This window comes from Clostridium weizhouense, from assembly GCF_019431045.1.
GTDB lineage: Bacteria > Bacillota > Clostridia > Clostridiales > Clostridiaceae > Clostridium > Clostridium weizhouense.
Genome location: NZ_JAHXPT010000009.1, coordinates 131,110 through 144,243, shown reverse-complemented (window position 1 = coordinate 144,243; position 13,134 = coordinate 131,110). Strand labels below are relative to the sequence as shown.

At 27.1% G+C, this 13,134-nt stretch carries 10 protein-coding genes; 1 reads left to right on the top strand and 9 read right to left on the bottom strand.

The window, feature by feature from the left end:
* Position 1: 1 nt before the first annotated feature.
* The 5 genes from KYD98_RS11945 to KYD98_RS11925 form a co-directional block, all read right to left on the bottom strand.
* Positions 2-607 (bottom strand): sugar transferase, encoded by a 606-nt coding sequence (locus KYD98_RS11945; RefSeq protein WP_219780265.1) that lies wholly within the window; start codon positions 605-607, stop codon positions 2-4.
* An 89-nt stretch (positions 608-696) separates the two neighbouring features.
* The gene (locus KYD98_RS11940) at positions 697-1,917 is read right to left on the bottom strand and encodes a glycosyltransferase family 4 protein (protein WP_219780264.1); all 1,221 of its coding nucleotides are present in this window, start codon (positions 1,915-1,917) and stop codon (positions 697-699) included.
* Between the two features lie 328 nt (positions 1,918-2,245).
* Entirely contained in the window at positions 2,246-4,267 is a 2,022-nt protein-coding gene (locus KYD98_RS11935; RefSeq protein WP_258049794.1) for a methyl-accepting chemotaxis protein, read from the bottom strand.
* 458 nt (positions 4,268-4,725) lie between these two features.
* Positions 4,726-5,322 carry a DsbA family oxidoreductase gene (locus tag KYD98_RS11930; protein WP_219780263.1) on the bottom strand — a complete coding sequence of 199 codons (597 nt, stop codon included), beginning with the start codon at positions 5,320-5,322 and terminating at the stop codon, positions 4,726-4,728.
* A 148-nt stretch (positions 5,323-5,470) separates the two neighbouring features.
* Entirely contained in the window at positions 5,471-5,902 is a 432-nt protein-coding gene (locus tag KYD98_RS11925) for an Rrf2 family transcriptional regulator (RefSeq protein ID WP_219780262.1), read from the bottom strand.
* 337 nt (positions 5,903-6,239) lie between these two features.
* On the opposite strand from KYD98_RS11925, the gene wecB reads away from it, so the two are divergent.
* Positions 6,240-7,304 (top strand): non-hydrolyzing UDP-N-acetylglucosamine 2-epimerase, encoded by a 1,065-nt coding sequence (gene wecB / locus KYD98_RS11920; RefSeq protein ID WP_219780261.1) that lies wholly within the window; start codon positions 6,240-6,242, stop codon positions 7,302-7,304.
* Between the two features lie 94 nt (positions 7,305-7,398).
* Here the strand turns inward: wecB and KYD98_RS11915 are convergent, their stop codons facing one another.
* From KYD98_RS11915 to KYD98_RS11900, 4 genes are all read right to left on the bottom strand, one after another.
* Positions 7,399-8,892 (bottom strand): O-antigen ligase family protein, encoded by a 1,494-nt coding sequence (locus KYD98_RS11915; protein WP_219780260.1) that lies wholly within the window; start codon positions 8,890-8,892, stop codon positions 7,399-7,401.
* 65 nt (positions 8,893-8,957) lie between these two features.
* Positions 8,958-10,820 (bottom strand): polysaccharide biosynthesis protein, encoded by a 1,863-nt coding sequence (locus KYD98_RS11910; protein ID WP_219780259.1) that lies wholly within the window; start codon positions 10,818-10,820, stop codon positions 8,958-8,960.
* Between the two features lie 208 nt (positions 10,821-11,028).
* On the bottom strand, positions 11,029-12,012 hold the full coding sequence (locus KYD98_RS11905) for a glycosyltransferase family 2 protein (RefSeq protein ID WP_219780258.1): 984 nt from the start codon (positions 12,010-12,012) through the stop codon (positions 11,029-11,031).
* Between the two features lie 252 nt (positions 12,013-12,264).
* Positions 12,265-13,134, bottom strand: a complete 870-nt coding sequence (locus KYD98_RS11900) for a LicD family protein (protein ID WP_219780257.1) — start codon at positions 13,132-13,134, stop codon at positions 12,265-12,267.

Genomic DNA, 13,134 nt, shown 5'->3' with positions numbered 1-13,134 from the left:
ACTATATACACTTTAATATGGTCTTAAGTATTATGTAAATATCAAAAAAGATATTGCTTCTCTTTATATACTCTAAATTTAATGCTAACTTATCTGGCATAATTGTATTTATATAAAATTCTTCTGGATTTTCAGCTTTTCCAAGAAGTTCATTTTCATCTTTATATCTTATTGATGCTAAGTCAGTTATACCTGGTTTTACTTTAAACACTTGTCTTTGATCTTCATTATATAACTTAACATATCTAGGCACCTCAGGTCTTGGTCCTACAAGACTCATCTCACCTTTAAAAACATTAATTAATTGTGGTAATTCATCTAACTTATATTTTCTTAAGAATGCTCCAACTTTTGTAATTCTATTATCTTTTCCTACAGTAATTTGTTTGCCAAGCTTTTCTGCATCAACTACCATAGTTCTAAATTTTAAAATTTCAAACTCTTTTTCATCTTCTCCGACTCTTATCTGTTTAAAGAATACTGGACCATCTGAACCAGACTTTATTCTAAAAACTATTATAAGAAATAGTGGACTAAGTATTATAAGTCCTAAAGAAGAACATATAAAATCAAATATTCTTTTAATTATTTTATTAAACTTATTCATATATCTATCCTTTACTAAAATTATTTAGGCATATAAACGAAAATAATAGTCCCAAAATCCCTTATTTTTTTATTATGCCTTAATTACATTTACTTAAGTGCATTTAAGAACTTTTCTGCTAATCCATGATAAGTATGATTTTCTAGTACATACTTATGACCATTATTACCCATAGCTACTTTTTCTTCATCTGATAAATTCTTAATTTTAAGAACTGCTTCTACTACAGCATCACTATCTTCAGCTGGAACAGAAATTCCACAGTTTGCATCAGTTACTGGATCATTTGAAGCTTCTATAGAATAAATTATCGGTCTAGCAGCTAACATATAATCAAATAATTTATTTGGACTAACTCCATACATAAATAATTTTTCTTTTCTTAAGCCAATATAACATATGTCTAATAACTTTAATACATTTTCCATATTGTCTTTTAACACTGGATCTAAAAATTCTACATTAGTTATATTATTGCTCTTTGCATACTCTATTAATTCATCTTTTATGTTTCCATTACCAACTAATATATATTTTACTTTTTCATCTTTAGTTTTTTTCGCAGCATCAAGCATAGTATCTAGTGAATTTGCTGGTGAATGATTTCCTGTATATCCGATTAAGAAATATCCTTGTTCTTTTAATTCTTGTAATCTTTCTATACTACTTTCCATAGGAGGATTTTTCTTTTCATCACTTATTATAATTCCATTAGGTACATTTACATAATTATCTGTACTAAATCCTCTTTCTCTTATATGCTTATCTGCATTAGGTAAAATTGATATTATTTTATCTGAATTTTTAAATGCAAAATCTTCTGCTTTTTGAAGCATTACTATTGCTGGATTTTTTTCTGAATATCCTCCAATTTCCATAGGAGTTAATGGCCATAAATCATGTATTTCAAAAAACACTTTACCATTACTTCTTTTAGCTATTCTATGAGCTGGATATATATCTAAAGGATATGTTGAAGATGCTATAACTGCATCTGGTTTATATTTGTCAGCTAATTTTTTATAGTTCATTCTTAATTTATACATAAAAGTAGCTATATTTTTAACTCTTCCTAAACCATTACCTTTATATTCTGGAGTTTTAACCCATACATAAGTAATTCCATCAATTATTTCTTCTTCAAAATCATTTTTAACCGTAGGATTCTTCTTTCTTAAATGAGAAAAATCTGCACCAACAATTGTTACATTATGACCCATGTTAACCCATTCTCTCCCCATGTAATATGATCTAAATTCCATCCCATGATAATCAGAACCCGCATAGTGGTTTATAAGCAAAATATTCATTTAAATTTCTCTCCTTAAATTAGGCATATGTAGAAAAATAACGAGTCCAAAATGCCTTAATTATTTTTCAATCCTCTTTGTTATTTTTTTACATAATTATATCATTTTATACTATTTTTCTTTATAATTCTAATAGATTATAACATAAAAAAATTTTTATTTAAATCTATAAAAATTAAATAACTATTACAATCGTAGTAATATTATAAAATGCTATGTTTTACAATATCAACATTCACTAAAAACATAATCAAATAAAAAAGCTTACACTCTTCTAAAATAAAGATTGTAAGCTTTTTATTCTTTATAATGCTTTTATATAACTAAATTATGATAGTTTAAACTTTTCTACTGTATTATTAAGTTTCTTAACTAACTCTTCTAATGTATAAGTTGAATCTACAATTTGATGCATAAAAGCAGTTTGTTCCTCATTTGATGCAGTAACTTCTTCTGTTACAGCTGAATTTTCTTCTGTTACAGCCGCAACATTATTTATTACCTCTGATGTTACATTTGCTTTCTTTTCCATTCTGTTTGTAGCTTCTGATACCTCTGATACTATACCTTTAACTTCATTAAATACTTTTTCTATATCTTTAAAATCATTACCAACTAATTTAGCCATTTCAACTCCATGCATAACTTCATCTGTTCCAGAATTCATCTTATCTGATATGATTTCAATTTGTTTTTGAACCCCATTAATAAGTTCTGCTATTCTTTTTGATGAATTACTTGACTGTTCTGCTAAATTTCTAACTTCCTCTGCAACTACAGCAAATCCTCTACCTTGCTCTCCTGCTCTAGCTGCTTCAATTGCTGCATTAAGTGATAAAAGATTAGTTTGTTCTGATATCTCTGTTATCACATCTACAATTTGTCCAATTTCTCTAGATTGTTCTAATAATTTTTGTGTTTCTTCAACATTATATTTATTCGTAACAGCTATATTCTTTATACTATCTACTGCTTTTTTAACACCTTGTGAAGCAGAAATACTAGTATCACTTGATTTTTCTACTATATTCATCATGTAATTGCACTTTTTAAACACTTCATTTATATCTTGAACTAACTCTTCAGTTACAATAGATGCTTTACTTGCTCCCTCTGCCTGTGATACTGCTCCTGAAGCTATTTCTTGCATACTTCTTGAAACTTCTTCATTTCCTTTTAAAGATTCACTTGTCGCTGAAGTTAAGCTATTGGATACTACCATAACCTCATCAGCAGAACTACTTATGTCACCTATCATTTCTTTAAGTTTTAAAACTGTATTATTTAACCCTTTTGTTACTTTTGCAATTTCATCTTGACCATGAACTTCTAATTCATTTGTAAGATTTCCTGATGCAATTTCTTCAGCAAAATCAGATAATTTAGTTAATGGTAATGTCATTTGTTTTGCCACAAATATAATTACAAGTGCAATAAGAAATACAATTACTATCGTTATTAGTAATAAAATAAACATTAATCTATCTACAGAAGCAAATAATTCTTTTTCAGATACTACACTTGCTACACTCCATCCTGATAAAGGAACTTTATTATAAAATACAATTGATTTATTATCTCCACTTCCAAATCTAAATACACCTGATTCATTTTCCATCATTTCTTTTTCTAACAATTGCATATTTCCATCTTGTATTTCTGACATTTTTGTTTTCATTATTAATGATTCATCTGGATGTTCAAGAATAGTACCATCTTGTCCAACTAATAAACTATATCCTTTTTCACCAAATTTAAAATCCTTAACCTTTTCTTGAATATATGAAAGATTTACTGCTGATATCATTGTTCCTATTGATTGTTCTGATTCATTTTTAATTGGAACTCCTATTACAACTAAAAGCTTACCAGTACCTTTTGATATTACTGGATTAGATATATTATATGGTACACCTTTCATTAAATTTTGATACCAAGGTTTTTCTGATACATCTCCATTTACAAAGTTTCCATTTGAATATTGTGCTCTAGATTTCCCATCATTATTAAATAAAGTTGCAGATGTATTATCATATTCTCCTGGATAATTTTTTTCTAAAAATTTAATTCTTTCTGCATTAAAATTATCTACTGCTGCAATATCTGTTTCTATTAGTTTTGCTGTAGGTGTATTAGTCGCACTTCGTACTTCTAATAGTTTCCCTTCTAACCAAGTGTTTATGTTCTCAGTTAGTTTTTTTCCTTCCTCTAATCTGTTATTAATAAGTTCTTCTTGAATGTTTTTTCTAAATTGATAAAATGTTGTAAAACTCAAAATTGACATTCCAATTATCACAACAGGCAAAATCATAATTAACAGCTTCATTTTAAAAGACAACTTTTTCAACATTTCTATCACTCCCATAACTTATTTTTTCCCATAGCTGGCATCCGTAACTAATCTGTTTCTATAAGTTAAAATCAAAAATGTATATCTAAATTCTATATTTAATGCTGTAAATTTTTCTATATGTAAACTTAACGGTTGCACACTCTTGGACAACAACACTTAGTAAATCCATTTTTAAACTAAGTATTCTATTATATAAATTATCGGAATATATAATATAATCTTAAGAATTAAATGGTATTTTTACATATTATAAATATAAATTGATTTTTTTGTATTTATTACACTTATATACTCTTTTTTCGTTACATTAAGTATATTCTAATATTACTTTTTTACTTAATATTTAATTTATAAGTTTAACTATTTTTTAATAAGTTGATATTTAAGTATAAGTATAACTTAACATAAACTTTATGATTAAATTTTACTTAAATATAGCTATAATTTTACTATTTTTAAATTAGTTGTTTATCTATTATTTTTTTTAAGTTTTCTTTTGAAGTGTTCCCTTGTATTATTTCCTTACCTATCATAATTGTAGGTACCGCTGTAATATCTGCTTTCTCGTAAGCTTGCTTTAATGCTTCTTCTTGTTTACCTTTATATTTCTTTGCATTTAAAACTTCTATAAATTCTTCTTTATTTATACCGACTTGTTCAGCCAAATTTGATAATACTTCAGCCTTACCAATATCTAATTCATCTTCAAAGAATCCTTTAAAAACTTTTCTAATGTATTCATCACCTTTTCCAAGTTCATTTGCATAATGATAACCTTGAAAAGCTAAATTAGTATATGGATGAGGCGATAATTTGGGTAACTTCATATTTATTCCTAATTTATCTGCCATTGGTTTTATAAAATTATTCCATGAATTTAATTTTAATGGATCATTCCATGGATCAATTCTCTCTGATGGTTCTGGTCTTAATTCAAACGGCATCCACTGAATATTTATATCCTTTCCTTTTATTACTTGACTTAAAGTTTCCTCTGCTAAAAAACAAAATGGACAAACAAAATCAAAATATACTTTAATATTTAATGACATTTTAATCTCCTCCTACTTTCATTTGTAACTATATCAGTTACAACAATTCTAAATTTTTACCTATGATATTAGACTTATGTACCACAAATTTATCAATCTACGGATAGTTGTAACTTTATAAGTTACAACTAGTATAAAAAAAATTGATTTATTTCTCAATTTTTTTTCTTATACCAGTAACCACATATTCCATTGTTACATTTTCTAATACTTGTTCCATAGCTTCTTGAGCACTTAATAAAATACATTCTAGTACTGACTGAATATTTGCACCAATAGGACAATTTATATTCGGTGATTCATGAAATTGAAATAATTCTCCTTCTTGCACAACATTCACAGCCCTATATACATCTAGTAATGTTATCTCATCTAATTCTTTTAATAAATAGGCTCCACCAGCCCCTGCAATAACATTAACTAACCCTGCTTTCTTTAGCATTCCAATAACTCTTCTTATAACAACTGGATTAGTATTTACACTACCCGCTATCCATTCAGAAGTACATAAATTTTTATCTTCCATAGATAATATAGATAAAATATGAACTGCTACAGAAAATCTACTGCTTATTTTCATTTTTATCACTCCCGTTGTAACTATTTTAGTTGCAACTGAAATTAAAGTCAATAGTTTTTTTCTTTAGATATATTTCAAATAAAAATTTATATTATTAAAAAGCTGATAGTATTTGCTTTTTAATGTTCTGTTAAATTATTTCATTTACGGTTCTTATGTGATAAAATAGTCATATCTAAACTATAGACACTATTTTAGCTAAGGCACATTCAAAAAAATAATCATAGGATTTTGAACTTGTTATTTTCTTTTATATGCCTAACTTTACTAAGTGATATTTATTGTAGATATATATTTTAGAAATAAATTACATGAAATTTAAGGAGGTAATACTTTTATGAAAGTTTTAACTGTTATAGGTGCCAGACCTCAATTTATTAAAGCGGCAACAGTTTCGAATAAAATCAGAAAAAATAATAATACTGAAATATTAGTACATACTGGTCAACATTATGACAATAATATGTCTGATATATTTTTTGAGGAGCTTGGAATTCCAAAACCAGATTATAATTTAAGTATAGGATCATCTAATCACGGTCATCAAACTGGTAGTATGATGATTGCTCTTGAAGAAATATATCTTAAAGAAAAACCTGATATGGTTTTAGTATATGGTGATACTAACTCAACACTTGCTGGAGCTTTATGTGCTAGTAAATTATTAATACCAGTGTCTCATGTTGAAGCAGGTCTTAGAAGTTTTAATAAGGCTATGCCTGAAGAACAAAATAGAATATTAACAGATCATATCTCTGATTTACTTTTTGTTCCTACTTTAACAGCTGAAAATAATTTAAAAGCTGAAAACATAACAAAAGGTGTGTATAATACTGGTGATGTTATGTATGATGCTATAAATCTTTTCAAAGAAAGAGCTAAAAAAATGTCAAACATAGTTGAAAAGTTAGACTTAGCTCCAGAAAGCTATATACTTTCAACTATTCATCGTGCTGAAAATACTAATAGCATCGAAAGATTAACTTCAATAATTGGTGCATTAAGTAATTGCAATGAAAAAATAATACTTCCACTTCATCCAAGAACTAAGAAGTTTATTCAAGAATATAATTTACCTATTGGACAAAATGTAACTATAATTGATCCAGTTGGATATTTAGAAATGATTTCTTTAGAAAATAATTCAAAGAAAATCTTAACTGATAGTGGTGGAGTTCAAAAAGAAGCTTATTTCTTAAAGAAACCATGTATAACTATGCGTGATGAAACTGAATGGGTTGAAACTGTTAATAATGGTTGGAATACAATCGTTGGAAGTGATTCAAATAAAATTTTAGATGCAATCGCAAACTTTAACCCAACTGGTAATCCTCCTTCAGCCTTTGGTGAAGGAAATACTTCAGAAATAATTACAAATATAATTCAAAAATATATAGGTTAATTAACACATAACCTTAAACTAAAAAAGACTATCTCAGTAACATATTTATGAGATAGTCTTTAGCTTTAAGTAAATGTTGATATTATAGTATATTCTAAAAATGAAATTCTTTTATTTTTTCTGGTAATGAATCAGTCTCTTCTGATTTATAAACTTGAATACATGAAATTGCAAATCCCATAAGTACCCAATATGATAATACGTATGTTATAGAACTTGGTCCAAAGCTTGCTGGAGCAAACGCTATAAGACCAGATACTGTTGCAAAACACATTATTTTCTTTTTCCTTATTCCTATTACAAGATTTCCAATTAATAAATATAAATAGTAAACCCCATATAATAATATCCCTATTACTCCAAAATCTCCAAGTATCTCTATCGCATAGCAGTGTGGACTATATACCTTATTTGTATTTCCTTGTTGTCTAATATATTCCTCTACATTACCAACACCATATCCGAAATATTTTTTTTCTTTTATAACTCCATTTATAACATCATTTATTATAGTCCATCTAACATTTTCTGATCCTTCTCCGCCTTCTTCAAACTCTTTTGATTCTAATGAATGCATCTTTCCTGCTAATATATTTCCTACTTCTGTTTTTCCATTTACCTCATCTTGTATTGGTCTTATATTCATAAACATAAAACTATATTTATATAAGAAAATAAAACTAATTGCTATTATTATTGGAAATATAACACCCTTTAATTTTATATTTTTTATATTGAATATTGAATATATGCAATATACTACAAATCCAAATAACATAGATACATATCCTGTCCTTGAAGTTATAATCATTATTAATGAAAATGCTATACATGTAACTATAGTAAAGATAATCTTTAATAATGTATTTTGAAATTTATATATAGCATAAAAACATATAGGTGATAAAATAGCAAGTAATGCTGCTAAATTATTAGTGTTAAATGAGAATACTATGGGCCTTGCCCTTATTATACTAAGATGCAAATTTGATAATTTAAAAGTATCATAATAATGTTTTACTGGAAGTTGTTGTCCTAATAATACTTCTACAGCGCCAACAACTACTACAATTGAAATCAAAAGTAATAATAACTTAATAGTCTCTTTAAGTCTTTCTTTATTAATGTTATATATCATCATATCTACAATAAATGCAAACATCATAATATATATAGCTATATATTTTATAGCTAGGCCCTTACTTAATGCCCATGCAACACTCATGCACATATATATAAACCAAATTATAAAGAATATTAATATCTTTTTATCTAATTTAGCCAATATATCTCTATCTTTAAAAACTTTATATAGTGATAATAAAGTAAATATTCCTAAAACTATGTGAAAAAAGTATATGCTTTCTATTTTAGGAACATGTAACGTGTAATCATAAAATAAGGAAACTAATAGTGTAGCATATAATAAATTATAAATGTCCTTATCCTTAATAATGTATACAGCTGCTAAAATCGTTAATATATACATCCCTGTAATTAAATAACTGTTAGTTAATACTCCTAATCCTATAGCAACTATAAATAATATTGCTAAGAATATATTCCTTGTTTTATTCTGATTCTCCATATAGGTCTGGTTAGATACTTTATCTAACCAGAGCTCACCACCCTTTCTATGCTATCCTCTAAAGACTATTCTTGATCTGCATTATCCGCTGCAATTTCATCTTCATTTTTACAATGATATGTTGGTACTATTCTTTGCATTTGATATTTTATTTCTGCAATATCATCTAATTCTAATAGATTTTCTAATTGGTCAAGTTTTTGTTTTAAAGTTTCCATACTTTCAAATGTAGGTTTGCCTATATATATCTTTTTATGTTGAGTATCCTTAAGACCTTCTTCACTCATTAAAAGTTCTTCATATAATTTTTCTCCTGGTCTAAGTCCTGTAACTACAATTTTTATATCTCTATTAGGTTCAAAACCAGATAATTTAATTAAATCACAAGCTAAATCATAAATCTTAACTGGCTTGCCCATATCTAAAACAAAAATTTCTCCCCCTTTAGCAAATGCTCCTGCTTGAAGCACTAATTGGGCTGCTTCTGGAATTAACATAAAGTATCTAACTATTTTCTTGTGAGTAAGTGTAACGGGTCCACCGTGAGCAATCTGTCTCTTAAATAAAGGAATAACTGATCCATTACTTCCAAGTACATTACCAAATCTAACTGCAACAAATTCTGTTTTTGATTGTTTATCCATAGCTTGAATAATCATTTCACAAAGTCTCTTTGTTGCTCCCATTATGTTAGTTGGATTAACTGCTTTATCTGTAGATATTAATACAAATCTATCAATATTAGCTAAACTTGCTTCTGTTGCAACATTTAATGTTCCAAATACATTATTCTTCACTGCTTCTTTAGGACTATCTTCCATTAAAGGTACATGTTTATGAGCCGCTGCATGGAATACAACGTTAATTTTATGTTTTTTAAACACCTCACGGATTCTGCTTTTATCTCTAACTGATCCAATCAATACCTTTAATGATAAGTCTGGATATTCTTCTTTTAATTCATTTTGAATATCATATACATTATTTTCATAAATATCAAAAATAATAAGCTTTTTAGGATTATAATTTGCTATCTGTCTACATAGTTCAGACCCTATAGATCCTCCACCACCAGTAACCAGAATAACTTTATCTTGTATATAATCTGAAATCCCCTTATTATCTAACTGTATAGGATCTCTTCCTAGTAAATCTTCCAAATCTACATCTTTAATTCTACTAACTGTGGCATCCCCACTTAGAATTTCATACATTCCAGGTACTATTTGTAGTTTGCAATTAGTATTTTTACAAAGATCTATGATCTCAGCCTTGTTTTTTGCATCAAGTGATGGTATTGCAATTAATATTAAATCAATTTCTTGCTCACCGGCTATATAAGGTATATCATATCTATTTCCTTCTACCTTAACCCCTGATATTCTTCTACCTAGCTTATTTTTATCATCATCTATAAGCACTATAGGATTATATTTTAGTTCTCTTCTTGCCATCATTTCATTAATAATCATAGTACCAGCCGAACCTGCACCTACTATCATTACTCTTCTTTGATCTGATGAATACTTAAATGGTATGTATAAAAGTGTTCTTCTATAAACCCTATAAAGGATTCTATATCCTAGTACAAAGAAAATAGTCAAAAGTATACCAACAACTGAAATATTTAGTGGTATTGTTGATCCTAATGTTCTTGTATATCCTATAACTAATATTCCTGCTAAAATACTTCCTCCAACCCCTAGTAAGAATTCATCTGTTCCAGTTAAATGCCATAAACTCTCGTACATTTTAAATAGATAAAAACATACTAAGTAAATTATAGTTAAAACTATAACATCTTGAGAATATATTCCTGCAATCTCTGTAAAACTTCCTTCATGAGTTATATTTATAGCAAAAAGGTATGCCATATTTACCATAAATATATCTATTATCATAATAATTAATGTTTTCCAATTCTTCAATGTAATCTCCCTCCCATTCAAGAGATTCTTGCTAAAACTTAAGCAAGTTATTCATTTATTTAATATACATAATAAAGCAGCTAAGCCACCTTTTATCAACAATTGACAGTTGACAATGGACAATTGTGGTTGAAAGCCACTGGCTTTCTTAAAAAATATATATTTAGAAATCACAACGTTATTTCATCCTATATTATCAATTTAAAAGTTATTTCACCTTATTAATTAGCCTTGAGAATGTTTTAGGAAAATAACTCATAGCCTTACATTGAATAAAATATCTAATATTACTTTTATCCAATCTTTGAAGTTTATATTTTCTTAAATCTCTTTTTACATTATCTCTAGCTAAAAATTCAAAAAGATTTTGATGAAAGTTTTTATCCCTAGAGAAGACAGAAAAAATATGTGCTATAGAGTAAGGAATTTTATATTCTATTAAGAATTTTTCTATTTTCTTTAAATCCCCCATTCCTTTTACATATTCTAATAAATCCACATATGAATTATAGCAATCCAGATGCTTTAATGAAACATTTTGAGTTATTGAATTCTCCCAAATTACATAAAATGCCAAAACTTCATTTACACTTATTACTTTATTAGCATGAATTAAAGCTTTTACTATAAGAACCATATCTTCTCCATATTTTCTATTACTATCAAACAAAAGATTGTTATCTTTTATAACTGACATTTTATATATAGCACTTCTCATTCCTATAGTTATATCATCACTTAATTGCCTTAAAGCTGCTTCTTTTCCGCTTATAAAATCATTTAAATACTTTGTTCTATTCTTAACCAAAGTATTTCCATTAGCATCAACTTCACTATAATCACAAAAAACTATATCACAATTCGTTGTTTTAGCTTTATCATACATAAGTTCAACAAACTTAGAATCAATGTAATCATCTGAATCTAAAAACGTAATATATTCACCACGTGCTTCTAGTATTCCTTTGTTCCTTGCAGTGCTAACCCCTGAATTTTTTTGAGTTATGATTCTATAGTTTACATCAGAATCCTTAAGTAAACTTTTAGCTATATCAATACTTCTATCCTTAGACCCATCATCTATAAGTAAAAATTCAAAGTCTTTACATGTTTGGCTCATTATTGATCTTATACATTTTTCAATACAAGCCTCCACATTATAAACAGGAGTAATTATAGATACCTTTACCACACCACTCTCTCCCTTTTTTCTTGATTTTAACCAAAAAATACAATATTTTTTATCATTTAACATAATAACTAATAAAACTATTTTATTGTATTTTAAATTGTGTTTATTACTATATGAATTATACTAATATTACTGATTATATGCAATAATTAGTCATTTTTCTTAAGTAAAATTTCATAAGTGAGAAGGACTCTGATGAATTAATACTATATCTTAAAATATAGTGTTTATATTATAGTATTAATCAGAACTCTAAACTTTTAACTTTTTAATTACCTTTGCATGCCATACTCTTTCTTCTTCTTTAGGAAGAGTCATATAATCTCCATATAACTGAGTTAAAATAGCATCAGCATTTTTAGGACCATAAAAATGCTCCCCTTCAAATTCTAGTTTTATTAAATCAAAGTAATCTTCTTTTCTATAAACATACTCACTCCATACAGTATCTAAACCATATCCCATATATGGTGAGTTTTTGTCATTCCAGTTTACTAAGAACTTAAAAAACTTTTCTCTTCTTTTTACAGTAAATATTTTAGTAATAGCCTTATAAAATGTAAACGTTATTTTATTTTTAAAACTTAATTTTTCTGGAGTTTCACGTAATCTTATAAAGCTCTTTAAAACATTATAGCTTAACATTCTTTGAAATTTATAAACCCATCCTTTTTTAGGAAGGCTATCATATGGAAATACATCAATATATACTCCATTATGCATATCATGATTTTCAGCTATATTCTTTTCAATTAAAATAGTATTATTATATCTAATTTTACATGGTACTTGATAAATATCATAATTCTTATCATTATCAAATGTTTGTAAAAATAAATGCTCTGGTAATTCTTCTTTAGCTATTTTTAAAAACTTTTCATAATCTTCTCTAAGCATACCAATATCCATGTCATCATCCCAAGGAATAAATCCCTTATGTCTTACTGCACCAAGTAATGTTCCAGCATCTAAGAAATATTTAAGATTATGTTTTTCACATATTTCATCAACATCTTTTAAAATACTAACCATTAACATTTGTGCATCTCTTAAGCTTAAATCTTCATACTTATCTTCGCTATATTTATATTCCTCATGATTTTTCTTAGATACATTCTCCAT

Excerpts from the sequence above, each read along its gene's own strand:
- KYD98_RS11945 (WP_219780265.1), bottom strand. The coding sequence starts at position 607 with ATGAATAAGTTTAATAAAATAATTAAAAGAATATTTGATTTTATATGT.
- KYD98_RS11940 (WP_219780264.1), bottom strand. The coding sequence starts at position 1,917 with ATGAATATTTTGCTTATAAACCACTATGCGGGTTCTGATTATCATGGG.
- KYD98_RS11935 (WP_258049794.1), bottom strand. The coding sequence starts at position 4,267 with ATGTTGAAAAAGTTGTCTTTTAAAATGAAGCTGTTAATTATGATTTTG.
- KYD98_RS11930 (WP_219780263.1), bottom strand. The coding sequence starts at position 5,322 with ATGTCATTAAATATTAAAGTATATTTTGATTTTGTTTGTCCATTTTGT.
- KYD98_RS11925 (WP_219780262.1), bottom strand. The coding sequence starts at position 5,902 with ATGAAAATAAGCAGTAGATTTTCTGTAGCAGTTCATATTTTATCTATA.
- wecB (WP_219780261.1), top strand. The coding sequence starts at position 6,240 with ATGAAAGTTTTAACTGTTATAGGTGCCAGACCTCAATTTATTAAAGCG.
- KYD98_RS11915 (WP_219780260.1), bottom strand. The coding sequence starts at position 8,892 with ATGGAGAATCAGAATAAAACAAGGAATATATTCTTAGCAATATTATTT.
- KYD98_RS11900 (WP_219780257.1), bottom strand. The coding sequence starts at position 13,134 with ATGGAGAATGTATCTAAGAAAAATCATGAGGAATATAAATATAGCGAA.